Raw genomic sequence first — 25,849 nt, 5'->3', positions numbered from 1 at the left:
TTGCTGATTAATGAAGCCTCAAACGAGGTAAGAGAAGGGAATTGATATGAGCCGTGATGTCGTCGTTTTAAGCGCAGTTCGTTCTGCCATTGGCAGCTTTGGTGGTTCCTTAAGCTCTTTTGAGCCAGCCGAACTAGGCGGAATCGTGATGAAGGAGGCCGTTGCGCGCTCTGGAGTGGATCCTGCTTTAATCAATTATGTGACCGTTGGCAATACCATTCCGACCGACAGCCGTTATGCCTACGTTGCTCGTGTGGCAGCGATTCAGGCCGGCTTGCCGATGGAGTCTGTAGCGATGGCCTTAAATCGTTTGTGTAGTTCAGGTTTACAAGCGATTGTGAGCACCTCACAAGCAATCATGCTCAATGATTGTGATTACGGTATTGGTGGCGGCGTTGAGGTGATGTCACGCGGTATGTATGGATCTCCTGCGATGCGAAGCGGTGCGCGTATGGGTGATAGCAAAATGATTGATTTGATGGTTGCAGTATTAACTGACCCATTTGGCGTTGGTCACATGGGTGTCACAGCCGAGAATTTGGTTGAGAAATGGCAGCTCACCCGCGAAGAGCAAGATGCTTTCGCTTGCGAATCTCATCGCCGCGCCGCAGTGGCAATTAAAGAGGGGCGCTTCAAATCTCAAATCGTACCGATTACCGTCAAGTCTCGCAAAGGCGACATCGTATTTGATACCGATGAGCACTGTAAACCGGAAACCACTATGGAAACGCTTGGCAAGATGAAAGCCGTTTTCAAAAAAGAGGGTGGCTCGGTCACCGCAGGTAATGCCTCAGGAATTAATGATGGTGCAGCCTTCTTTGTTTTAGCAGCAGCCGACGCTGCAGCGAAAGCAGGTCATAAGCCCATCGCAAGATTGGTTTCTTATGCAGTTGCGGGTGTTCCAAATCACATCATGGGTGAAGGTCCCATCCCCGCATCAAAATTGGCATTGGCTAGAGCAGGCTTGAAGTTAGATCAAATCGATGTCATTGAATCCAATGAAGCCTTTGCGGCTCAAGCCTTAGCAGTGACCAAGGGGTTAGGCCTAGATCCTGCCAAGACCAATGTGAATGGTGGCGCAATCGCTTTAGGTCACCCCATCGGTTGCTCTGGTGCTGCAATTGCAACCAAAGCCCTGCATGAGTTGCAACGTGTAAATGGAAAGTACGCTCTGGTAACCATGTGTATCGGCGGTGGCCAAGGTATCGCGACTATATTCGAGCGAATCTAATCCAGCAGTAACAAGGTTGCATCTAAGCCGACTCGGTCAAAAGCCGCGTCGGCTTTTTCTTTAACAAGCGGTTTTGCTTTATAGGCTACGCTCAAACCAGCTCCATCCATCATGAGTAAATCGTTTGCACCATCACCCATGGCAATCGATTGAACTTTTCTTACGCCCAATGATGCACAAGCTTGCTCTAGATAAGAGGCCTTCGCAGCACCGTCGACGATATTGCCGAGCACTTTGCCAGTCAGCTTGTTATTAACGATTTCTAAAGTATTAGATTGGGTTTGGGTAAAACCCATTTGCTCGCGAAGTTGATCTGTAAAAAAAGTAAATCCGCCAGAGACCAAGAGGGTGTGCAGACCGCGTTGATGAGCCGCAGCTAATAATTCGGTTGCGCCTGGGTTGGGTCGTAAGCGTTCTTGATAAACCGATGTCAATACATCGACTGAGATGCCTTCTAAAAGAGCGACGCGTTTACGCAGACTTTCTTTAAAGTCTTTGATTTCACCGCGCATGGTGGCTTCGGTAATTTTGGCTACATCCGCTTTTTTTCCTGCGAAGTCTGCAATTTCATCAATACACTCAATATTGATGAGTGTGGAATCCATATCCATGGCCAGCACCCGTATGTTTGCTGGATCAAATAATGGTGATAAAAAAGCTAAATCAGAGCCATGTTCAGCGGCAATATTTCTCAGGACGGTACGATGGATTTCATGTAAGAAAGGCACGGACCAGCGCTCTGAAAAATAATGACTGCTGGATTCATTCGGATGTGTATTGGTGATCTCCATGCCTTGCTTTGAGGAGAAATCCTTTAGAGCACTATCTAAAGCCGGATTAATCGGTTCTTTAGAGATAGCAACTAGAGTGGTAGCGTGAATATCGGCCATAGTTAAATCATAAAGCGTTCGCTACAGCGGCGCCCTCATTTAAGCGCTTTAGGATTTGGCGAATTTGATCTAAACGCTGCTCTAAACGATCAAAGCCACCCGTCTTTAAAGGAAGAACTTTGAGCTTATCTTGGCCGTTTAGCTGAATATGTTTCGAACTCTGTATGAGTTGAATAATTCGCAATGGATCAATAGGGGGGTTCGGCACAAACTGTATCTGGATAGCACTTGCAGACGCGTCAATCTTCTTAATTCCAAAGCCTGTCATTTCAAGGCGCAAGCGATGGGTCTCGTAAAAGGATTTGGCTTGATCTGGCAAATCACCAAAGCGGTCAACCAATTCTTCACGCAAACCCATGAGCTCAGAAAAATCATTGGTAGCAGCAAACCGTTTATAGAGGGAGAGGCGCTCGTGCACATCAGGACAGTAATCTTGAGGCAAAAGGGCAGGTACACCCAAATTCACATCCGTAATGGATTGCAATGGTGACAAGAGATCAGGTTCTTTGCCACTACGTAGAGATTTAACTGCGCGATTGAGCATTTCGGTATACAACTGGAAGCCGATCTCATGAATTTCCCCTGATTGCTTATCACCCAACACTTCGCCAGCGCCCCGAATTTCTAGGTCATGCATTGCTAAATAGAAACCGGAGCCCAATTCTTCCATCGCTTGAATAGCATTGAGACGCAATTGAGCTTGTTTACTCAACGCTTCAGGATCTGGCACCATCAAATAAGCATAGGCTTGGTGATGTGAGCGACCGACTCGACCACGCAACTGATGCAATTGCGCTAAGCCGAACTTGTCAGCTCGATGCATGATGATGGTGTTGGCAGTCGGCACATCAATCCCGGTTTCAATAATGGTGGTGCACAATAAAATATTGGTGCGCTGTGTCACAAAGTCACGCATGACGGCTTCTAGATCACGTTCATGCATTTGCCCATGAGCTACCCCAATGCGTGCTTCAGGGATAAGCTCTTGTAATGCATGCTTACGATTCTCAATCGTCTCAACTTCATTATGTAAAAAATAAACCTGACCACCACGTTTAATCTCGCGTAAGACTGCCTCTCGAATAACTCCATCACCTTCGCGCCGGACAAATGTTTTGATGGCTAAGCGTTTTTGTGGTGCAGTGGCGATAATCGAAAACTCTCGTAGGCCCTCCATGGCCATACCCAGCGTTCTAGGGATCGGGGTGGCTGTTAATGTCAGGATATCGACTTCGGCCCTCAAGGCTTTGAGTGCATCCTTTTGACGAACACCAAAGCGGTGCTCCTCATCCACAATCACCAAACCTAAATTGGCAAACTGGGTTTCCTTAGAAAGCAATTTATGCGTGCCGATAATAATGTCCGCCTCACCTTTGGCAATCGCTTCCAGAGCAGCATTAATTTCCTTGGTACTTTTAAAACGTGACAGTTCAACAATGCGGACTGGCCAATCAGCGAAGCGCTCTTTCCAAGTACTAACGTGCTGCTCAGCAAGAAGGGTGGTTGGTGCTAAGATCGCCACCTGCTTGCCACCCATTACTGCAATGAAGCTGGCTCGTAAGGCGACCTCAGTCTTACCAAAGCCAACATCGCCACAGACGAGTCGATCCATTGGCGTGCCGCTTGTCATATCACCAATCACGGCATTAATTGCGCTAGCCTGATCAGGCGTTTCCTCAAAACCAAAGCTCTCAGCAAATGCAGCGTAATCATGATGGGAATATTCAAAAGCATGACCTTTGCGAATCGCTCTAGCAGCATAAAGCCCTAAAAGTTCTGCCGCGGTATCCCGGATTTGCTTAGCTGCTTTGCGTTTGGCCTTATCCCATTGCCCAGACCCAAGCTGATGTAATGGGGCCGTATCAGGATCAGAGCCGGCGTAACGAGTGACTAGCTGCAATTGCTGAACAGGCACATACAAGGTCGCCTCATTGGCGTAAACCAAATGCAAAAACTCCTCAAATATGGGCTCCTGCTTTGGTGGTGCAAGATTCAGAAGAACTAAGCCCTGGTAACGACCAATACCATGTTCAGCATGAACTACGGGATCGCCAATCTTTAGCTCAGATAGATCCTTAAACAACATATCTGGATCAGCGTTTTCATTCCCTTTACTCCTGCGTCTTTGGCGAGCGGTAGTGGTAAATAGCTCAGCCTCAGTAATGAGGATGACCTGCTCTTGTGGCCAGGCAAAGCCACCATATAAAGGACTGCTAACCAAGCCAAAGCGTGATGAGCTTTGTAAGAATTCTGGAATGGTTTCAACGCTATCAGGCTTTAACTGATAGACGGCGGTGCTTGCACCATCGACTATGAAATTACTCTCTTCTAGAAGTTGACGGATCGATTCTTTCCTACCAGCACTGTCAGTACAAATTAATACTCGCGATTGTCCATGCTCAACCAGATTACGTAAGCGACTGATGGGATCTGCATCACGGCGATGAATGGCCACATCAGGGGTCGGTAAAAAGACGAGTGCCTCATTGGGATCTCGTTCTAATACGAGTCTTGCATTGTCTTTCTCGTAGGTAAAAAATTGATCTACATCGAGAAACAAGGCTTTTGGCGGCAGAATGGGCCGCTCTAAATCATGCTTTAAAAAGTCATAACGCTGCTGGGTATCTTTCCAGAAACTGCGAATGCTGGATTCGATATCGCCAATGTTGACTAACCAGACTGGATCTCCCGAGCGAGGGAAGTAGTCAAAGAGGGTGGCAGTCTCATCAAAAAAGATGGGTAAATAAGATTCAATACCCGCGCTGGGGATCCCAAGATTGATATCTTTATAAATTGAGCACCTGGTGGGGTCGCCCTCAAAGACCTCTCGCCATCGCCCTCGTGCCGCTGTTCTTGAGTGATCGTCAAATGGAAATTCGTGTCCAGGTAGTAATCGGATTTCTTTGACGGGAAATAGGCTGCGTTGGGTATCGGGATCAAAAGAGCGTATCTGCTCAATTTCATCGCCAAAAAGATCCAAGCGATAGGGCAGGCTAGAGCCCATTGGGAATAAATCAATCAGACCACCACGAATACTGTATTCACCGGGTCGCATTACCGCGCTGACTGGGTCATAGCCAGCCTGCTGCAGTTGTAATTTCAGCGCTGCTTCATTGAGTTGGTCGCCTTGTCTAAAGAAGAAGGTATGACCTGACAAGAAACTAGGTGGCCCCATCCTTTGTAATGCAGTAGTTACAGGTACTAAAACAATGTCGCAGCTCGCATTCAGGAATTCATATAAGGTCGCCAACCTCTCTGAAACCAAGTCTTGATGTGGCGAGAAATGATCGTAGGGAAGAATTTCCCAATCCGGTAATAAGCGTGTCTTCAGTTGAGGGGCAAAGGCAGGGATTTCCTCTAAGAGGCGCTGAGCTTCTTGCGCCTGAGCACAAAAAATCACCATCACTGAAAATTTGCCACGATTTTGTTGGGCTGCTTGGGCAATTAAAGCCGCATCAGAGGAGCCAACCAGGCCTGAAAAGGTAAAGCGCTGCCCAACCCGCGGGGCGGGGATAGGGGGTGTTGGTTTTACTGCATCAGACATCTAGGCTCATTATAGAATCAGGTATGCCTAAAGCCAGCCCGATTCCATTAAATGGTCGCCAATGCCATGCCTTACTTCCTACAGCTGGAAGTGGCTCTCGTCTTGGGGGTGATTTACCTAAGCAATTCCAAAACCTAGCGGGTAAGCCGATGCTGGCCTATGCTATTGAGGCGTTTCAAAATACACCTGAGATTCATTCTATTTGGGTTGGTATTAATCCGCATTTTGCGCATAACCCGATCTTGAATGAACTCAAACAGAACACCAAGTCACTGGCTTTTTTGCCTACGGGAGGCGCCACTAGACAAGAGACTGTGAAGAACACTCTCGAGGCGATGCTCCAGGGTGGAATTTCTGAGGATGATTGGGTATTGGTTCATGATGCAGCAAGACCAGGCATTACGTCGGCTTTAATTCAAAAGCTCATTTCTGCGGTAGTTGAAAATCATTGCGGCGGGCTATTAGCGCTGCCTGTTGCCGATACCCTGAAACGAGCCGATTTAAGTTCAGTTGTAGCAAATCAGTTCACTCGAGCAGAAGCCACAGTCTCTCGTAATCATTTATGGCAAGCGCAAACTCCACAAATGTTTGGTGTAAAAAAACTCTTTGATGCGCTTGAAGATGCTATTCGTAACGATGCTGATGTGACCGATGAAGCAAGCGCGATGGAGCTACAAGGTGAGAGGCCCTTGTTGATCGAGGGAGCAACACGGAATTTTAAGGTAACCCATCCAGCCGATTGGGACCTGATGCAAAGAGTATTGAGTACCTCACCTAATCAATAACGATTCTCTAACCATACATTGAGATCAATATGAGTAATCACATGAATCCGCCACCATTTCGAATTGGACAAGGTTACGATGTTCATGCCTTAGTGGCGGATCGCAAGCTCATTTTGGGAGGAGTGCATATCCCTTATGAAAAGGGCCTACTCGGACACTCAGATGCAGACGCTTTGCTCCACGCCATCACTGATGCTTTGCTTGGAGGGGCAGGGCTAAACGATATTGGCCAGCTGTTTCCGGATACTGATCCTCAATTTAAGGGGATGGATAGCCGGATCTTATTGCGAGCTGCTTTACAAAAAGTGCAGGCTGCCGGTTTTCAAGTCGGCAATGTGGATGCAACGATTATTTGTCAAAAGCCTAAATTGGCAGATTTTTTACCAGAGATGATTGAGCATATTGCGGCTGATCTGGCTGTAACACCCAGCCACATCAACCTAAAAGCCAAGACGAATGAAGCTCTTGGTCATTTGGGGAGAGGCGAGGGTATCGCTGTTCATGCAGTTGCCTTGCTCTACAAGCCCTCATAAATTGCCTCTTTCAAGCTTTAAACCCCCTCTGTAGGGCTCGAATAGGCTGAGCATTGTAGAATTGGGGTCTTTAGAGTGAAGTTTAAGCTCGGTAGCGCTCAACGGAGTTCGCGAGGATGGCGAAATTGGTAGACGCACCAGGTTTAGGTCCTGACGCCAGAAATGGTGTGGGGGTTCGAGTCCCCCTCCTCGCACCACAAGTTTGTTACTTGGCTTGGACTTCATATCCTGTAATTCATTGATGAGACGAGAATGGCTTTGCAAATAGAAAATTTAGGTCAGTTAGACCGAAAAATGACCTTAGAGTTCCCCCGTGCAGATTTAGCTAAAGCACGCGATGAGCGTTTAGCCAAGCTAGGCAAAACGATGAAGATGGCTGGTTTTCGTCCCGGCAAAGTACCTAAAAATATTGTTGAAAAACAATATGGCATGCAAGTGGACTTTGAGATCCAGTTTGATAAAGCCTCTGAGCTCTTCTTTGAGTTGAGTCAAAAAGAGGGAGTCAAATTAGCAGGACAGCCACGCTTGGAACCCAAGAGCGAACTTGATGCAGACCAGATTGTCTTTGATGCTTACTTCGAAGTGTTGCCTGAAGTCAAAATCGGTGATCTCAGTAAGGCTGAAGTCAGCAAATACACCACTACCATTGGCGAAGCTGAGATTGATCGCGCCTTGGACGTTCTTCGCAAGCAGCAAGTGCATTACCACCCACGAGGCACCGCAAGTGCCCACGGTGATGGCGGTGCGAACACCGCAGCTCAATCTGGCGACCAAGTCGTCATTGATTTTGTTGGCAAGATCGACGGTGTTGAATTTGCTGGTGGTAAAGCAGAGAACTTTGAATATGTTTTGGGTGAGGGCAGAATGCTCCCCGAATTTGAGGCGGCAACCTTAGGCCTTAAGGCGGGTGAGAGCAAGACTTTCCCATTAGCATTTCCAGCTGATTACCATGGTAAAGATGTTGCAGGCAAAACCGCCGACTTCACAATCACTGTTAAGTCAGTCAATTGGCCTCATCTTCCAGCGATTGATGAAGCCTTCGCTTTATCTTTGGGTGTAACAGAAGGTGGCGTTGAAAAGATGCGTGCTGAAGTAAAAGAAAACCTCGATCGTGAAGTCAATCGTCGCATTACTTCCTTGCTCAAAAATGAGGTGATGGATAAGCTCAACACACTGTGCGAATTGGATGTGCCTAAATCTTTAGTGGCTTCAGAGCAAGAGCGCTTAGTAGAGTCTGCTAGACAAGACCTAATGCAGCGCGGTATTCCTAATGCTAAGGATGCGCCAATCCCTGTCGAAATGTTTGCAGAACAGGCTCTTAAACGCGTTCGCTTAGGCCTGATTTTGAGTGATCTGGTTAAGCAGCAGAATCTTAGTGCTACCGCCGATCAAATTAAGGCTGAAATTGAAGAGCAGGCTGCTACCTATGAAGATCCTAAAGAGGTGGTACGTTGGTTCTACAGCAATCCCGCTCGTTTAAAAGAAATTGAAAATCTGGTTTTAGAGAATAATGTGATCAAACACTTCACCTCTATTGCCAAGGTAAGCGAAAAGCCAGTGAGCTTTGAAGAACTGAGTAAACTGAACTAATTACACCAAATGTCTAAGGTCATCATCATGAGTCAAAATCAAATGCATTCTGAACATATCGAACCCCAGGGTTTAGGTTTAGTGCCGATGGTGATCGAGACTTCTGGCCGTGGTGAGCGTGCGTATGACATTTATTCACGCTTATTACGTGAGCGAGTTGTATTCTTGGTTGGCGAAGTGAATGATCAAACTGCCAACTTAGTGATCGCGCAATTACTCTTCTTGGAGAGCGAGAATCCGGATAAAGAAATTTCTCTTTACATTAATTCTCCTGGTGGCTCCGTCTCTGCTGGGCTGGCGATTTACGACACGATGCAATTTATTAAGCCGCATGTCAGTACCTTGTGTATGGGTATGGCTGCAAGCATGGGTGCATTCCTATTGTGTGCTGGTGAGAAAGGCAAGCGTTACGCCTTACCAAACTCACGCGTCATGATTCATCAGCCTTTGGGTGGCGCTCGTGGCCAAGCCTCAGATATCGAAATTCAAGCGCGTGAGATTCTGTATCTGCGTGAACGTTTGAATCAAATTCTTGCGGATCGCACAGGTCAGTCGATTGAAACGATTGCAAAGGATACCGATCGCGATAATTTCATGTCTGCAGAACAGGCAAAAGATTATGGCCTGATTGATAAAGTCATTGAAAAGCGTCCTTAAGCCAGGTTACGATTTTGACTGATAAAAAAACCAACAGCGATTCAGAAAAACTCCTGTATTGCTCTTTTTGCGGCAAAAGCCAGCACGAAGTCAAGAAGCTGATTGCTGGTCCATCTGTTTTCATCTGCGATGAATGTATTGATCTCTGCACTGACATCATTCAAGAAGAGATTGCCAAGCTTCCTAAAGATGATGGCGAAGCGGCTTTACCAACACCCCATGAGATTCGCGAGAATTTAGACCAATATGTAATTGGTCAAAATCACGCTAAGAAAACTTTGGCTGTAGCGGTTTATAACCACTATAAACGTTTGCAGTATTTACCTAAACCCAAGACCCCCAAGCTGGATAAAGATGGCAAACCCGTCGAGGCAACTGATAAAAAAGAAACGCCAAAACCAGGTAAAGCCATTGTGGATGGCGTCGAGTTAGCCAAAAGTAATATTTTGCTAATTGGTCCTACGGGTTCGGGAAAGACTTTGCTTGCGCAAACTTTGGCTCGCATGCTTGATGTGCCATTCGTGATGGCTGATGCGACTACTTTGACTGAAGCGGGCTATGTGGGTGAGGATGTAGAAAACATTATTCAAAAGCTGTTGCAAGCCTGCGACTACAACGTAGAAAAGGCGCAACGCGGCATTGTTTATATCGATGAGATTGACAAGATCTCTCGTAAATCAGATAACCCATCCATTACTCGTGATGTTTCAGGCGAGGGTGTGCAACAGGCTCTGTTGAAATTGGTTGAGGGTACGATGGCATCGGTCCCACCTCAAGGTGGCCGCAAGCATCCTAATCAAGATTTTCTCCAGGTCGACACTACCAATATTTTGTTCATTTGTGGCGGTGCATTTGATGGCTTAGAAAAAGTGATCCAACAACGCACTGCTAAGACTGGCATTGGCTTCAATGCCAGCGTTCCTGGTAAAGATGATCGCGGTATTACTGATTTATTGGTTGAAGTTGAGCCTGAGGACTTGATTAAATTCGGTCTGATCCCAGAGTTAATTGGTCGTTTGCCTGTGGTGGCTACTCTGTCGCAATTGGATGAAGCAGCATTGATCCAGATTCTGACCGAACCCAAAAATGCTTTGGTAAAGCAATATCAAGCCTTGCTCACTATGGAAGGCTCTGAACTTGAGGTCAGACCTGCGGCGCTATCAGCTATTGCCAAGAAGGCCATTGCCCGTAAAACCGGCGCTCGTGGCCTTAGATCGATCCTTGAAGGTTCATTAATGGACGTGATGTACGACCTACCATCTTTAAAGAATGTCCAAAAGGTGGTGATCGACGAAAGCAGCATTCAAGAGGGCGGTAAGCCCCTTTTGGTCTACAAACAAACTGCCGAACAGTCTGATTTAAGTAAAAAAGCCTAATTTTTTCGTCTTTTTGCCCTTTTTTGAGCCTTTTTTGCTCATTTATGGCTATTTTCCCCTTGTTTTTCACAAAGTGTGACCCATATAGGTAGTATCCTATTCAGAAATACCTACCCCATATAGTGTTTATATTATTTTGGGTATTTATCGAGAATTGACTACTTTGGAGGATTTGCCCCATGCCTGGCCACTTATTACTACCCTCTGAACCAATTCAACTCCCATTGCTCCCTTTAAGGGACGTGGTTGTATTCCCCCATATGGTGATCCCATTGTTTGTGGGTCGCCCTAAATCCATTAAGGCCCTTGAGGCAGCTATGGAAACTGGCAAGAGCGTACTCTTGGTTGCCCAAAAAGCGGCAGCTAAAGATGAGCCCTCCGTAGAAGACCTCTATGAAGTGGGCTGTATCGCCAATATTCTGCAAATGCTCAAGTTACCTGATGGCACTGTCAAAGTATTGGTTGAAGGCGTCCAGCGCGCTGAAGTGAGTCAAATTGAAGATAGTCTTGGTTACTTCAATTGTGAGGCAACACCAACAGCGATTAACGCTCTAGATGCTCATGAAACAGAAGCCTTACGTCGTGCCATCATGGCTCAATTTGATCAGTACGTTAAGCTCAACAAAAAAGTTCCTCAAGAAATTTTGTCTTCATTAGGGGGGATTGACGAGCCTAGCCGTTTAGCGGATACGATCTGTGCGCATTTACCAGTCAAGCTTGAGCAGAAACAGCGCTTGCTTGAAATGAATGATGTTGTTCAACGCCTCGAAAGTCTCTTAGCTGACCTCGAGAGTGAGATTGATATCTTGCAAGTTGAAAAACGTATTCGTGGACGTGTGAAGCGTCAGATGGAGAAGAGTCAGCGCGAATACTACTTGAACGAGCAAGTCAAAGCCATTCAAAAAGAATTGGGCGAAGGAGAAGAGGGCGCTGATCTGGAGGAGTTAGAGAAGAAGATCAAAACTGCTCGCATGCCAAAAGAGGCGTTAAAAAAAGCCGAGTCCGAGTTGAAAAAACTCAAGCTCATGTCACCCATGTCTGCTGAAGCAACAGTCATTCGTAACTTCATCGACACCTTGGTGAACTTGCCCTGGAAGAAGAAAAGTAAAATCAATAATGACCTAACCAATGCCGAGAAGGTTTTGGATGAGGATCACTATGGTTTGGATAAGGTCAAAGAACGCATCTTGGAGTATCTTGCTGTTCAGCAACGCGTTGATCGTGTCAAAGCGCCTATTCTCTGTCTGGTAGGCCCTCCTGGCGTTGGTAAGACTTCTTTAGGCCAATCAATTGCGCGTGCGACAAATCGTAAGTTTGTGCGGATGGCATTAGGCGGTGTGCGAGATGAGTCTGAGATTCGGGGTCATCGTCGCACCTACATCGGGTCGATGCCTGGCAAGATTCTGACTAGCCTAACTAAGGTTGGCGTGCGTAATCCTTTGTTCTTACTGGATGAAGTAGACAAGATGGGAATGGACTTCAGAGGTGATCCAGCTAGCGCCTTGCTAGAGGTTTTAGATCCAGAACAAAACAATACTTTCCAAGATCATTATGTTGAAGTGGACTTTGATCTTTCAGATGTGATGTTTGTTGCTACCGCAAACTCTTTAAATATTCCTGGTCCTTTATTAGATCGCTTGGAAATTATTCGTCTAGCTGGTTATACCGAGGATGAAAAAACCAGTATTGCCGTGAACTATCTCATTCCAAAGCAGGTCAAAAATAATGGCTTGAAGAAAGATGAGTTGAAGATTGAGGAAAGCGCAGTGCGCAGCATGATTCGCTATTACACGCGTGAAGCTGGTGTGCGGTCTTTAGAGCGTGAGATCAGCAAAATCTGCCGTAAGGTCGTTAAGCTTCTCTTGCTTAAAAAAGAGTCTGCGCCTGTTGTTGTGAATGCGGATAATTTGGAGAAATTCCTTTCTGTACGCATGTATGACTTTGGCTTAGCCGCAAAAGAGAATCAAATTGGTCAAGTAACTGGCTTAGCCTGGACTGAAGTTGGTGGCGATCTCTTGACTATTGAGGCGGCAGTCATGCCAGGTAAGGGCGTTATTACTCGCACCGGATCTTTGGGTGATGTCATGAAAGAGTCGGTGGAGGCTGCCAGAACTGTGGTGCGCTCACGCTCACGACGCTTGGGGATCACAGATGAATCCTTCGAGAAGAGAGATATCCATATTCACTTTCCTGAAGGTGCTACTCCCAAAGATGGTCCATCGGCTGGTATTGCCATTACTACTGCTTTGGTATCCGTTCTGACTGGCATTCCAGTTCGCTCAGACGTGGCAATGACCGGTGAGATTACTTTGCGTGGCGAAGTGTTGCCCATTGGCGGTCTCAAAGAGAAACTCTTGGCTGCCCATCGTGGTGGCATCAAGTTGGCATTGATACCAGAAGAAAATGTAAAGGACTTGATTGATATTCCTGACAACGTCAAGAATGCAATTGAGATTGTTCCGGTGCGCTGGATCGACAATGTCCTCGAACTTGCCTTGGAGCGTAAACCTGAGGCATTGCCTGAGCCAAGCCCCGAAGAGTTGGCCAAAAAGGCTAGTGAGGCGAGTAAAGCAGCTGAAAAGGGAACGGTTGGGGAAGTCCTCAAGCACTAATTTCGGTCTAAAGTACCGAAGTTAGGGCTCCTGGGTTACAATCTCGACTGTAATAATTTGGGGCGCTTAGCTCAGATGGTAGAGCGTCTGCCTTACACGCAGAATGTCGGCGGTTCGATCCCGTCAGCGCCCACCAGCCCCCCATTCCTAGCCTAGTACACCGGCGATACCTTCATGTTCGATACCGTTCGTAAGCATCAAAAGATTCTGCAAATCGTTCTGATGCTGTTCATTGTCCCTTCATTCTTGATGTTCGGGATTTCCAGTTACACCGGGTTCTTCGATAAAGAAACCGACCTAATTAAAGTGAACGGTCGCCCAATCACCGCTCAAGAAGTAGATAACGCAGCCAAGCGACAAGCTCAACGGATTGGTGGCAGCCCTCAAATTGCTCAAAGCCAGCCATTTCGCCAGGCTATTCTGAATGAACTTCTACAGCAACAATTACTCGGTTTTGCTGTAACTAAATTACGCTTACAGGTTAGCAAGGAAGAGCTCATTCGTAGCCTTCAAAGTATTCCTCAAATTCGGGCTTTATATCGACAAGACGGTAGCTTCGATGATGTCCGTTTTAAGCAATTACTCTCTAGCAATGGCATGAATGAAGAGCAGTTCTATGCCAGCCAAAGTTTTGATCTCAAGATTCAGCAACTGGTTGGTTCTGTTGCACGGACTGAACTTGGGAGCCCTAAGCTATCGGAAATCATTTCTTCTTTGTATGAGTCAGAGCGAGAAGTTCAAACCCTTGAGTTCACTGCCAAGGATTATTTGAGTAAGGTAAATCCATCTGCACAAGAGCTAAAAGACTTTTATGCTGCCAATACACAGCTGTTTCAAAGTCCTGAATATATTGATGTTGAATACATCGTCTTGAAGTTAGACCCAAAGGGTGATGCCAAAGTCTTAGCCGATAAGGCGGATCAATTTGCTAACCTGACTTACGATCAACCCGATAGCCTCAAGCCTGCTGCAGATAAGTTAAAACTCGACATCCAAAAACAGCAACGCTTGACGCGTGGCGGTGCATCTGGTCTAAGTTATGGGCATCCTTTAACAAATCCTAAAGTTATTCAATCGTTATTTAGCGATGATGCAGTAAAAAATAAACGCAATATTGAAGCGGTTCAGGTATCTCCTGGCATATATGTATCTGCGCGGGTGATTGCTTTTCATCCGGCGCAAACGCTCGCTTTCGATGAGGTGAGTGGCGAAATCAAGCGTCAAGTGACGCAACGTTCAGCAGAAAAGCTGGCTATGAATGCTGCTGCAGAAAAGTTAGTTGCCCTTAAAGCAGATCCACAAAATTCAACCGGATTTACGAAAGCTTTCTGGATTTCTAGAAATAAGCCAGGAAGTCTTGCAGGCACTGCTTTGGACCAGATCATGACGGTTGACAGCAAGCAGTTACCGGCAGTAGTTTCAGTAGCCAATCCGGGCGTTGGTACAACCCTATATCGTATTGATCAGGTCAGGCAGGCTGGTGGTGCAGATCCTGCGCTCCATAAAGCTCAGGCGCAACAAATTCAGGCATTAGCGGCGCAGGAAGAATTTGCTGGCTTTATGAGCTATTGGCGCGATGCGGCTAATGTGAAGATCATCAACCCTTTAAAGCCCGTTAATACCGGTAATGCTGGAGGGTAATTGCTTAGTTTAACCTTATAATCTAAGCATGTCATTTTTCAGTTTTCTACCCGGGGCCGATGCGCTTTCAGCCTTTCGCCAACAGCGACTTTTAGCTTCGCTCTCCGCTCAAGCCATCCAGTTAGAGGCTATCGAAGCGCAATATATTCATTTCATTTGGACTGATACAGAGTTATCACCAAACAACCGCCAATTATTAAGTCAGTTATTAACTTATGGCGACCCTTTTGTTAGTCATTTAAAAGCGCAGGGCAGTTGGTTCAACAAAGATTCCAATCAAAAATATCAAGCCATTTCGATACCGCGCTTTGGTACTGTATCTCCATGGGCCAGTAAGGCCACAGAGATAGCCCGTCAATGTGGCTTGGACATTCTGCGGATTGAGCGAGGCATTCAGTACTCTTGGCAAAGTAGTCAAGAGTTAGATGTCAAACAAACTGATGCCATTTTGGCTTCACTTCATGACCGTATGACCGAGGCTGTGGTTCGGGATATTGTCGCTGTTGATCCTCTGTATCAAAGCTTGTCAGATCGTCCCCTCAAACGCATCCCCATCCTGAGTGAGGGCAAGCGAGCCCTCGATCAAGCTAATCAAGAATTGGGTTTAGCGCTTTCTGAGGATGAAATTATTTATCTCTTAGAAAACTTTCAACGTCTGGAGCGTAATCCTAGCGACGTCGAGTTAATGATGTTTGCTCAAGCCAATAGTGAGCACTGTCGCCATAAAATCTTTAATGCTAGCTGGACAATTGATGGCGTAGAACAAGATCGCTCTTTGTTTGCCATGATTCGTAACACACACCAACTCCACCCAGAAGGTACGGTGGTGGCATATTCGGATAACTCGGCGATTATGGAAGGTTGCGAAGCCGAAGTATGGCAGCCACAGGGACACCAACAGCAATATCAAAAAGAGACTCGTTTGGTCCACACATTGATGAAAGTGGAGACCCATAACCACCCAACGGCAATTGCGCCATTTCCTGGTGCATCAACTGGTGCAGGTGGCGAGATACGAGATGAAGGTGCCACGGGAATTGGTGGACGGCCGAAAGCAGGGTTAACCGGTTTTTCTGTGTCGAATCTGAATATCCCAGGAACAGATTTACCCTGGGAAGCAGAAATTTACGGGAAGCCGGAGCGGATCGCGACCCCTCTGCAAATTATGATTGATGGCCCCTTAGGTGGAGCCGCTTTCAATAATGAATTCGGTAGACCAATTTTGGGCGGATATTTCCGCGTATTTGAGCAAACCTTAGCTGGTTCGCGTCGAGGCTATCACAAGCCCATCATGATTGCGGGCGGGATTGGGGCGATCGATTCAATTCATACACACAAAAAACCGATTCAGGCTGGGCACTTACTAGTGCAACTAGGTGGTCCTGGAATGCGGATTGGTATGGGTGGGGCAACAGGTAGCTCGGTAGCCACTGGTACAAATACTGCCGATCTGGATTTTGACTCAGTACAGCGTGGCAATCCAGAAATGGAACGCCGCGCTCAAGAAGTGATTAATGCCTGCCGATCCATGGGTGAACATAATCCAATTGTCTCGATTCATGATGTTGGCGCCGGTGGTCTCTCAAACGCATTTCCTGAATTAGCCGATGGCGCTAATTTAGGTGCGCAGTTCCAGCTTAGGAATATTCTGCTCGAGGAGAGCGGCATGAGTCCAGCTGAGATTTGGTGCAATGAATCTCAAGAACGGTATGTACTGGCAATTGCAGAAGACGATATTGACCTACTGAAGTCGCTTTGTGAGCGTGAGCGCTGTCCCTATGCCATTGTTGGGGTTGCAACAGATGAGCGACAGCTTCAGCTCAGCGATAGCAAACAATCTGATGATCCTGAGGCTGCTTTACCAATCGATATGCCGATGGAAGTCTTGCTGGGTAAACCACCCCGTATGCATCGCCAAGTGAAAACTGTTGAGCAGCATTTTTCCGACCTCAATCTCACCGACGCTAAGTTGGCTGACTGTATTGCCTGGGTTTTACAGCAACCTACGGTAGCGAGTAAATCCTTCTTAATTACGATCGGCGACCGAACGGTTGGCGGCTTAAATGCTCGCGATCCTTTTGTCGGTCCATGGCAAGTACCCGTGTCTGATTGTGCTGTCACTTTGATGGATTACCAGGGATACCGTGGCGAAGCCATGACCATGGGAGAGCGGACACCTGTAGCTGTCATCAATGCACCAGCGGCAGCTCGCATGGCAGTGGGTGAGGCGCTAACCAATCTATTGGCGGCAGATATTTCAGATCTTCATGGTGTCAAGTTATCCGCAAACTGGATGGCAGCTTGCGGCTCTCCTGGCGAAGATGTCAAACTGTATGAGTCAGTTAAAGCGATCGGAATGGAGCTTTGCCCAGCGCTCGGAATTTCTATTCCAGTTGGCAAAGATTCTCTATCTATGTCGACTGAGTGGCAGGATGGCTCAGATAGCAAAAAGGTAACTGCCCCGGTCTCACTAATCATCTCTGCTTTTTCGGCAGTGGCCGATGTTCGCAAAACTCTCACCCCATTACTATTGCTCAATGATTCTGATGGAAAGCCCATTGAGAGTGAATTGATTCTGATCGACCTCGGTAAAGGTCAAAATCGTATGGCTGGCAGCATTTTGGCTCAAGTCCTCAATCAGTCCGGTAATTTGACCCCCGATTTAGATCATCCTGAAGATGTAAAGTCTCTTGTAACAGCTCTCGGTATTTTGAAGCAGGACGGCAAAATCTTGGCCTTCCACGATCGTTCCGATGGCGGTCTATTTGCTTGCATATCAGAGATGGCTTTCGCAAGTCACTGCGGCGTTTCAATCAATGTCGATATGATTACCCTGGATCGCGATCACGAGCCTGATTACGGCGATGCGAAGAATTGGGCACAACAAATTGAAGGACGTCGCCATGAACAAACTTTGCGAGCTCTATTTAATGAAGAGTTAGGCGTTGTTATTCAGGTTCGCCGTGAGCAACGTGACGTAGTTTTCTCAACACTTCGCGATCATGGCCTAAGTGCGCATAGTCATGTGATTGCGACGCCAAATCACAATGGCAATATCGAGATTTGGCGTGACGCCAAAAAAATCTTCTCTGAACCTCGTCAAGTACTCCAAAAAATGTGGAGTAACACCAGCTATCAAATTGCCAGATTGCGTGATAACCCCGAGTGCGCTGACAGTGAGTTTCAGCGCTTAGATGATCTGACAGATCCAGGTATGTCCCCCAAACTGAGTTTTGATATTTCAGACAATGTTTCCGCACCATTCATTCAAAAAAATCTGAGGCCGAAGGTTGCTATATTGCGAGAGCAGGGCGTCAATTCCCATGTAGAAATGGCTTATGCAGTGCACTCAGCTGGTTTTGATAGCCATGATGTGCATATGTCTGACTTACTATCTGGAAAAGCGCAATTGGCAGACTTCCGCGGCCTGATTGCTTGCGGTGGCTTCAGTTACGGCGATGTATTAGGCGCCGGTGAGGGCTGGGCTAAAACCATCCTCTTTAATGCAGCTCTGCGAGATCAATTTTCGGCTTTCTTCGATCGTCAAGATAGCTTTGCGTTAGGCGTTTGCAATGGCTGTCAAATGATGAGTAATCTTTCGAGCATTATTCCCGGAGCGCAAGCGTGGCCTAAATTTACTCGCAATCAATCAGAGCAGTACGAGGCGCGCTTGGTAATGGCTGAGGTCATGCCATCACCAAGTATCTTTACTCAAGGCATGGCTGGCAGCCAACTACCGATTGCAATCGCCCATGGTGAAGGTTATGCAAACTTTAGCCAACAAGGGAATCTTGAAACGATTTTGAATCAAAATCTGGCCACGCTACGTTTTGTAGATCATTACGGTCAAGCTACCGAAACTTACCCTCTAAATCCGAATGGTTCCCCAGGTGGCTTAACGGGTGTAACGACTGCAGATGGTCGTTTTACGGTCATGATGCCGCATCCTGAGCGCGTATTTAGAGCTGTGCAAATGAGCTGGTGCCCGCCCAAGTGGCTGGATACACCGGACGGTGCAAGCCCTTGGCTTCGCTTGTTCCGCAATGCCCGACGCTGGGCCAACTAAGTTGTTGGCTATGGAACCCGTTACTTTCTCGGAGAGTGGCGGTATTCGCTATCTCCATTTTGGTAGCGAACTAATTCAAGGGGCAATGCGCATCCGCGATCCCGATGAGATTTATCTTGAATACAACCAGCAAATGATGGCTTGGCTCTTATTTCTTAAAACCAAACCGAAGATGCAGGTCGCTCAGCTTGGATTGGGTACGGGGGCATTGACTAAATTTACCTATCGTCACTGCCCATCTGTCATCAATACCGTTGTTGAGCTCAATCCGGCGGTGATTGTTGCTGCAAGAACGATGTTCAGCACTCCCGACGATGATCGTCGTTTGAAGACAATCCAAACTGATGCCAAAGTCTTTGTTGCTGATTCAAAGAATCATCAACAATTCGACGCACTTCAGGTTGATTTATATGATGCGATTTGTGATGGTCCAGCAGCAAGCTCATTAACGTTTTACCGTAACTGCTATCAAGCACTAAAAGCTCCCGGCATCATGACGGTGAACTTATTCTCGCGCCATCAGAGTTTCGATATCAATCTAAATAACATCTGCGAAGCATTTAATAACCGTGTTCTATTATTTCCTGAGTCACATGATTGCAATGTAGTTGCAATCGCCTTTAAAGGCCCGCCTTTAGAAGCCCAATGGCAAGATGTGAAGAAACGTGCTCAATTGTTAGAAGAGCAAACAGACTTACCAACACGTATCTGGGTAAAAGGACTAAGCCAGGCGAATGTACGACAAGAGGCTCATCTCAGAATATAAGTACTGAAATCTTGATAAAGAAAAAGGCGATCAATCGATCGCCTTTTGCATTGCAACTGTATTAAAGCTAGACAGTTACTGTATCAGCTACATCACTAAATGACTTCATCTTGTCAAAGTTCATATATTGATAAACCTCTTCCGCTTTACTGCTCAAATTCTGCACCTGCTCTAAATATTCTTTAGGGGTAGGGAGCTTGCCGAGTAATGCGGCAACAGCAGCCAATTCAGCGGAGGCTAGGTACACTCGTGTGTCGATACCAAGACGGTTTGGGAAGTTACGTGTTGAAGTAGAGACTGCAGTTGAGCCTTTACGAATTTGAGCTTGGTTACCCATGCAAAGAGAGCAACCTGGGCTTTCCATACGAGCACCGGTGCTGCCAAGCATGCCGTAATAACCTTCTTCCATCAGCGTCATCGCATCCATTTTGGTAGGAGGCGCTATCCATAAACGGGTAGGCATATCTTTCTTACCCTGAAGCACCTGGCCTGCCGCGCGGAAGTGACCAATATTAGTCATGCAAGAGCCGATAAATACCTCATCGATCTTGTCACCAGCAACTTCAGACAGGAACTTCACATCGTCTGGATCATTAGGGCAGGCCAAAATAGGCTCTTTAATTTCTTCAACGTTAATCTCAATGATCTCAGCGTAATCGGCATTCTCATCGGCTTTGAGCAACTGAGGATTAGCAATCCAGGCTTCCATGGCTTTAATGCGACGCGATAAAGTGCGCTTATCTTCATAGCCATTGGCGATCATCCACTTCATCAAAGTAATGTTCGAACGCATGTACTCAATGATGGGCTCTTTATTTAGGTGCACTGTGCACCCACCGGCTGAACGTTCCGCTGATGCATCGGATAATTCAAATGCCTGCTCAACTTTAAGGTCTGGCAATCCTTCGATTTCTAAGATGCGGCCTGAGAAAATATTTTTCTTACCTTGTTTTTCTACGGTCAGTAAACCACGCTTGATCGCGTACAAAGGAATCGCATTTACTAAATCGCGCAAAGTAATTCCAGGCTGCATCTTGCCTTTGAAGCGGACCAATACAGACTCAGGCATATCCAGAGGCATTACGCCAGTCGCAGCAGCAAAGGCCACTAAACCAGAACCAGCGGGGAAGGAGATGCCAATGGGGAAACGGGTATGGCTATCACCACCAGTGCCGCAGGTATCGGGTAGCAGCAAACGATTTAACCAGCTGTGAATCACGCCGTCACCTGGACGAAGAGAAACACCACCGCGGTTAGTCATGAAAGCAGGCAACTCATGCTGAGTGCGGATATCCACTGGCTTTGGGTAGGCCGATGTGTGACAGAAGCTTTGCATCACCAGGTCTGAAGAGAAGCCTAAGCAAGCCAAGTCTTTCAGCTCATCGCGTGTCATTGGGCCGGTGGTATCTTGAGAACCGACAGTAGTCATATGTGGCTCGCAATAAGTGCCGGGGCGAACGCCTTGACCCTCTGGTAAGCCACAAGCCCGACCAACCATCTTCTGGGCGAGAGTGAACCCTTTTTTGTTATCAGCAGGGCTGACTGGGAGACGGAACTCTGTTGAAGCAGGCAGGCCCAAGGCAGCACGTGCTTTTGCTGTCAAACCACGACCAATAATAAGGGGAATGCGACCGCCAGCACGAACCTCATCCAAAATTACTGGTGACTTGAGAGCAAAGCTGGTGATCTCCTGACCATCCTTAAATACCTTGCCGTCATAAGGACGTAATTCAATCACGTCACCCATTTGCATTTTGGAAACATCGAGCTCAATCGGTAACGCACCAGAATCTTCCATAGTATTGAAGAAGATTGGAGCGATGTTACCGCCCAAACAAACCCCACCAAAACGTTTGTTAGGTACGAATGGAATATCTTGACCAGTCCACCATAAAACCGAGTTGGTAGCAGACTTGCGTGATGATCCGGTACCGACTACATCGCCAACATAAGCAATGAGATTCCCTTTTTTCTGGAGCTCAGCAATTTGTTTCATCGGTCCACGAACACCAGGCTCATCTGGCTCAATGCCAGCTCGTGGATTCTTGAGCATCACCGTGGCATGCAGAGGAATATCAGGGCGGCTCCAAGCATCAGGCGCAGGAGAGAGGTCATCGGTATTGGTTTCGCCGGTTACCTTGAAGACGGTAAGCTTCATGCTCTCTGGCACTGCTGGTCGATTGGTAAACCATTCTGCATCGGCCCAACTTTTCATGACAGCTTTGGCATTCGCATTGCCTTTTTCAGCCAGTTCATGCACATCATTAAAGTAGTCAAACATCAAGAGGGTTTTCTTGAGAGCTTCTGCAGCGGTTACACCACACTCAGAATCAGACAATAAATCTACCAAGGGCTTAATGTTGTAGCCACCAAGCATGGTGCCCAGTAATTCAGTTGCTTTGATGCGCGAGATTAAGGGGGATTTTTCTGTACCCTTGGCAATGGCATCTAAGAATTCGGCTTTCACCATGGCAGCCTCATCCACACCTGCAGGCACACGATGGGTAATGAGCTCAACGAGTTCTGACTCAGTGCCTTTTACGGGGTTCTTTAATAACTCAACCAGCTTGGCAGTTTGGTCTTTAGTTAGGGGGAGGGCTGGAATCCCTTGGGCTGCACGTTCAGCAACTTGGGCGTTGTAGGCATCTAACATCGTATTTCCTATGAAATGAAGTGAACTATTGGAAAAGCCAGGCAGGATCGATCAAACTCGATACCTGAACACATTCATTGTAAATCCACATATGTGTCGTGAATATGGGTTTTACTACTGATTTTTTTGGGAAATTCACCAAAAAAAGGCTTAAATCACAGTCTCTTCTTTCAGCGCCCAAACGAGTGCTGCAACCCATCCCAATAATGACCAGCCTAAAAAGAGATTTAAGGCAAAAATAGCCCCAGTATTGGCACGGCGCTTGTTGAAGGCAATGGCAAAAGGCAGAAGGTAGAAGAGGGTGCCAATACTAAGCAGGATGGCAAAAAAGAGGCGCATAGCTGCTTACTTTTCACGAATCCAGGTCTGAGTTCTTCCAATTAAGGGTATGCCTAGGTAGGCGCGCAGATCCAGTTTATTGCCCTGCTCAAGTAATTTGATGTTTGCGCTATAGATTTCCCCATCGTCTGGATCCAGGATCTTTCCGCCGGAGTAGGCGTTATCGCCATCCTTTTTTAAACCAGTGAGTATTTCCATGCCCACTACGGGTTTGTCTTTGCGGTAGTCGCTACATTTGACGCAGGTTGGCAAACCGCTGGGATCCAAAATTTTGCTCACTTTGCCTACAAAAACACCATTTTGCTCATTGATCTGGACTAGTGCCGCCGGTTGATTGGTGTCGTCATCAAAGGTTTTCCAGAGTCCGACGATGGAGCCGGTATCTTGGGCTAGGGCTAATGAGTTCATCAAGATCAGTGCGCTAATGGCGAATAAGGCGCTTGCTTTGAATATAGCGTTTGGATCAGCAATGTTAAGGAGATTTTTCATGAATTTTAGGGTTCCCTTGGGGTGCATTTCTGTCATCTTAACCTGCTTAAAATCTCAACTTGCTCCTCAGCTATCGTTATAATTACTTTTTCCAACAGAGCTTAAGCGATGACTAAATACGTTTTTGTCACTGGTGGCGTGGTTTCTTCTCTAGGGAAAGGAATTGCAGCTGCCTCGCTTGCCGCGATTCTCGAATCCCGCGGCCTGAAAGTCACCCTCCTAAAATTAGACCCCTACATTAACGTTGATCCAGGCACCATGAGCCCGTTTCAGCATGGCGAAGTTTTCGTTACAGAAGATGGCGCGGAAACAGATCTGGATCTGGGTCACTATGAGCGCTTCGTGTCAGCAAAGATGCGTAAGAGCAATAATTTCACAACTGGTCAAATTTATGAATCCGTGATTCGTAAAGAGCGCCGCGGTGAGTACCTAGGTAAAACGGTTCAAGTCATTCCCCATATTACAAATGAAATTCAGGCCTTTGTAGAGCGTGGTGCCCTTGCTAGTCATGATGGAAAGGCCGATGTAGCAATTTGCGAGATCGGTGGGACTGTGGGTGATATCGAATCACTTCCGTTCTTGGAAGCTGCGAGACAGATGAGTTTACGTTTGCCGGCGCACAGTTGCGCTTTCGTCCACTTAACTCTAGTGCCTTATATCAGCAGCGCAGGCGAGTTAAAAACGAAACCGACTCAACACTCTGTACAAAAGTTACGTGAGATCGGCATCATGCCAACGGTGTTGTTATGTCGTGCGGATCGGCCCATACCCGAAGATGAGAGGGCGAAAATTTCACTCTTCTCTAACGTACGAGAAGAAGCCGTCATTTCTGTTTGGGATGTAGATACGATCTATAAGATTCCAGAGATGCTCCATGCACAAAAAATGGATGATTTAATCTGCCGCGAACTGGATATCCAGGCTAAACCTGCAGACCTTTCCGTGTGGGCCAACTTAGTTTATGAGATGGCTAACCCACAACACGAAGTGACGATTGGTATGGTTGGGAAGTACGTTGATCTAACTGAATCCTATAAGTCGTTGATAGAGGCCTTGCGTCACGCAGGTATCCACAATCACACTAAAGTCAATATTACCTATATCGACTCAGAGCAGATTGAGACCAATGGTGTTGACTGCCTCAGTAATTTAGATGCGATCCTGGTGCCTGGTGGTTTTGGTAAACGGGGTACCGAAGGGAAGATTGCGGCAATTCGTTATGCAAGAGAAAATCAAATCCCCTATTTGGGAATCTGTCTTGGTATGCAATTGGCTGTGATTGAGTTTGCACGTCATGTTGCCAATATCGAGCAAGCAAACAGTACCGAATTTGATCCTGATACCGACCATCCCGTTGTGGCTTTAATTACAGAATGGAAAGATCGTGAAGGTCGAGTTGAAAAACGCGGCAATGACTCTGATCTTGGCGGCACAATGCGCTTAGGTTCGCAACGCTGCCCAGTCCAACCCAATACCTTGGCTCATAAGATCTATGGAGCCGAAGTAAATGAACGACATCGTCATCGCTATGAGGTGAATAACGTTTACGTGCCACGCCTTGAAAAATCCGGCCTGATAATTTCCGCTAGAACACCAAGCGAGTCCTTGCCTGAAATGATGGAGCTGCCGCAAGCCATGCATCCATGGTTCTTTGGTGTGCAATTCCATCCAGAATTCACTTCAACGCCACGTGATGGGCACCCCCTATTTCTTGCCTATATTAAAGCCGCACTTGCTCACCACGATGCTTCGCAGAAGTTAGTAGCCTAATGCCACATCAGAATATCTAAGGACTTTTCATGAAACTCTGTGGATTTAATGTTGGTTTAGATCAGCGCTTCTTTTTAATTGCCGGCCCTTGTGTTATCGAGTCAGAACAATCTGCTTTGGATATTGCCGGTGAGTTAAAAGCGATCACGAGTTCACTCAATATTCCTTTTATCTATAAATCTTCTTTTGATAAAGCCAATCGTTCTTCTGGCACATCATTTCGTGGCCTGGGCATGGAGAAGGGGTTAGAAATTCTAGCCAAGGTGAAGCGCGAAATCGGCGTAGCAGTGCTAACTGACGTACACGACATTACCGAAATTGCTGAAGTGGCTAAAGTAGTGGATGTGCTCCAGACTCCAGCCTTCCTGTGCAGACAGACTGATTTCATTCGCGCTTGCGCTCAAAGCGGTAAGCCAGTCAACTTCAAGAAGGGTCAGTTCTTGTCCCCCTACGAGATGCTGAACGTGATTGAGAAAGCCAGAGCAGCCGCAAAGGAGGTTAACCTACCTGATCAGTTTATGGTTTGTGAACGCGGCGCTTCTTTTGGTTATAACAATTTAGTTTCTGATATGCGTAGCCTCGCTATCATGCGCGAAGCAAATGCCCCAGTGGTATTCGATGCAACCCACTCGGTTCAATTACCTGGCGGTCAAGGCAATAGCAGTGGCGGTCAACGAGAGTTTGTGCCCGTGCTTGCTAGAGCTGCGGTTGCTGTTGGCATCAGCGGCCTCTTTATGGAAACCCATCCCGATCCTGCTAAAGCACTTTCGGATGGCCCTAATGCCGTTCCCTTAAATCGCATGAAAGAGCTTCTGGAATCATTGGTTGCAATCGATACCGTGGTTAAAAAGGGCAATTCCTTTCTAGAAAATAGCTTTAAATAATTCACATTGTCTTTAGGAGATTT

At 46.8% G+C, this 25,849-nt stretch carries 17 protein-coding genes and 2 tRNA genes; 14 read left to right on the top strand and 5 right to left on the bottom strand.

Features of this window, described 5'->3' with window-relative positions; all coding sequences use genetic code 11:
• Window positions 1-46 precede the first annotated feature (46 nt).
• On the top strand, window positions 47-1,231 hold the full coding sequence (locus ICU98_RS04620; RefSeq protein ID WP_215350842.1) for an acetyl-CoA C-acyltransferase family protein: 1,185 nt from the start codon (window positions 47-49) through the stop codon (window positions 1,229-1,231).
• On the opposite strand, the gene serB is transcribed toward ICU98_RS04620, so the two are convergent.
• Together serB and mfd are read right to left on the bottom strand one after the other, a co-directional pair.
• Window positions 1,228-2,121, bottom strand: a complete 894-nt coding sequence (serB, locus tag ICU98_RS04615) for a phosphoserine phosphatase SerB (RefSeq protein WP_251365292.1) — start codon at window positions 2,119-2,121, stop codon at window positions 1,228-1,230. The two genes, ICU98_RS04620 and serB, sit on opposite strands and share 4 nt — an antisense overlap.
• A 7-nt stretch (window positions 2,122-2,128) precedes the next feature.
• Window positions 2,129-5,665: a transcription-repair coupling factor gene (mfd, locus tag ICU98_RS04610; protein ID WP_215350839.1), complete on the bottom strand. Its 3,537-nt coding sequence runs from the start codon at window positions 5,663-5,665 to the stop codon at window positions 2,129-2,131.
• 23 nt (window positions 5,666-5,688) lie between these two features.
• Here mfd and ispD point away from each other — a divergent pair, with 23 nt between their 5' ends.
• The 11 genes from ispD to ICU98_RS04555 all read left to right on the top strand — a co-directional run bounded on the left by ispD (window position 5,689) and on the right by ICU98_RS04555 (window position 19,691).
• A complete protein-coding gene (ispD, locus tag ICU98_RS04605; protein WP_215350836.1) occupies window positions 5,689-6,450 on the top strand; it encodes a 2-C-methyl-D-erythritol 4-phosphate cytidylyltransferase in 762 nt (253 codons plus the stop codon).
• 41 nt (window positions 6,451-6,491) lie between these two features.
• On the top strand, window positions 6,492-6,983 hold the full coding sequence (ispF, locus tag ICU98_RS04600) for a 2-C-methyl-D-erythritol 2,4-cyclodiphosphate synthase (RefSeq protein WP_215353103.1): 492 nt from the start codon (window positions 6,492-6,494) through the stop codon (window positions 6,981-6,983).
• Between the two features lie 110 nt (window positions 6,984-7,093).
• Window positions 7,094-7,180 (top strand) — tRNA-Leu (locus tag ICU98_RS04595).
• Between the two features lie 55 nt (window positions 7,181-7,235).
• A complete protein-coding gene (tig, locus tag ICU98_RS04590) occupies window positions 7,236-8,573 on the top strand; it encodes a trigger factor (RefSeq protein WP_215335646.1) in 1,338 nt (445 codons plus the stop codon).
• A 27-nt stretch (window positions 8,574-8,600) separates the two neighbouring features.
• Window positions 8,601-9,230: an ATP-dependent Clp endopeptidase proteolytic subunit ClpP gene (gene clpP, locus ICU98_RS04585; protein WP_112204018.1), complete on the top strand. Its 630-nt coding sequence runs from the start codon at window positions 8,601-8,603 to the stop codon at window positions 9,228-9,230.
• A 14-nt stretch (window positions 9,231-9,244) separates the two neighbouring features.
• On the top strand, window positions 9,245-10,606 hold the full coding sequence (gene clpX, locus ICU98_RS04580; RefSeq protein WP_215335645.1) for an ATP-dependent Clp protease ATP-binding subunit ClpX: 1,362 nt from the start codon (window positions 9,245-9,247) through the stop codon (window positions 10,604-10,606).
• A 179-nt stretch (window positions 10,607-10,785) separates the two neighbouring features.
• Window positions 10,786-13,218 (top strand): endopeptidase La, encoded by a 2,433-nt coding sequence (gene lon / locus ICU98_RS04575; protein WP_215350834.1) that lies wholly within the window; start codon window positions 10,786-10,788, stop codon window positions 13,216-13,218.
• Between the two features lie 60 nt (window positions 13,219-13,278).
• A tRNA-Val gene (locus tag ICU98_RS04570) sits at window positions 13,279-13,354 on the top strand.
• A 38-nt stretch (window positions 13,355-13,392) separates the two neighbouring features.
• Window positions 13,393-14,859 (top strand): peptidylprolyl isomerase, encoded by a 1,467-nt coding sequence (locus ICU98_RS04565; protein WP_215350831.1) that lies wholly within the window; start codon window positions 13,393-13,395, stop codon window positions 14,857-14,859.
• A 28-nt stretch (window positions 14,860-14,887) separates the two neighbouring features.
• The gene (gene purL, locus ICU98_RS04560; protein WP_215350829.1) at window positions 14,888-18,925 is read left to right on the top strand and encodes a phosphoribosylformylglycinamidine synthase; all 4,038 of its coding nucleotides are present in this window, start codon (window positions 14,888-14,890) and stop codon (window positions 18,923-18,925) included.
• A 10-nt stretch (window positions 18,926-18,935) separates the two neighbouring features.
• A complete protein-coding gene (locus ICU98_RS04555) occupies window positions 18,936-19,691 on the top strand; it encodes a spermidine synthase (RefSeq protein ID WP_215350826.1) in 756 nt (251 codons plus the stop codon).
• A gap of 67 nt (window positions 19,692-19,758) precedes the next feature.
• Here the strand turns inward: ICU98_RS04555 and ICU98_RS04550 are convergent, their stop codons facing one another.
• The 3 genes from ICU98_RS04550 to ICU98_RS04540 all read right to left on the bottom strand — a co-directional run bounded on the left by ICU98_RS04550 (window position 19,759) and on the right by ICU98_RS04540 (window position 23,172).
• Window positions 19,759-22,344 (bottom strand): bifunctional aconitate hydratase 2/2-methylisocitrate dehydratase, encoded by a 2,586-nt coding sequence (locus ICU98_RS04550; RefSeq protein WP_215350823.1) that lies wholly within the window; start codon window positions 22,342-22,344, stop codon window positions 19,759-19,761.
• Window positions 22,345-22,494: 150 nt separating this feature from the next.
• Entirely contained in the window at window positions 22,495-22,683 is a 189-nt protein-coding gene (locus ICU98_RS04545; RefSeq protein ID WP_215350820.1) for a superinfection immunity protein, read from the bottom strand.
• 6 nt (window positions 22,684-22,689) lie between these two features.
• A complete protein-coding gene (locus ICU98_RS04540) occupies window positions 22,690-23,172 on the bottom strand; it encodes a DUF2147 domain-containing protein (protein ID WP_215350817.1) in 483 nt (160 codons plus the stop codon).
• Window positions 23,173-23,280: 108 nt separating this feature from the next.
• Here ICU98_RS04540 and ICU98_RS04535 point away from each other — a divergent pair, with 108 nt between their 5' ends.
• Both ICU98_RS04535 and kdsA read left to right on the top strand, forming a co-directional pair.
• On the top strand, window positions 23,281-24,942 hold the full coding sequence (locus tag ICU98_RS04535; RefSeq protein WP_215350814.1) for a CTP synthase: 1,662 nt from the start codon (window positions 23,281-23,283) through the stop codon (window positions 24,940-24,942).
• A gap of 29 nt (window positions 24,943-24,971) precedes the next feature.
• Complete coding sequence (kdsA, locus tag ICU98_RS04530) at window positions 24,972-25,826, top strand: 3-deoxy-8-phosphooctulonate synthase (RefSeq protein ID WP_215350811.1); 855 nt, start codon at window positions 24,972-24,974, stop codon at window positions 25,824-25,826.
• The last annotated feature ends 23 nt before the right edge of the window (window positions 25,827-25,849 follow it).

The sequence above is a fragment of the Polynucleobacter sp. MWH-P3-07-1 genome (assembly GCF_018687555.1).
Classification (GTDB): domain Bacteria; phylum Pseudomonadota; class Gammaproteobacteria; order Burkholderiales; family Burkholderiaceae; genus Polynucleobacter.
This window is presented reverse-complemented; position numbering and strand designations above follow the sequence as displayed.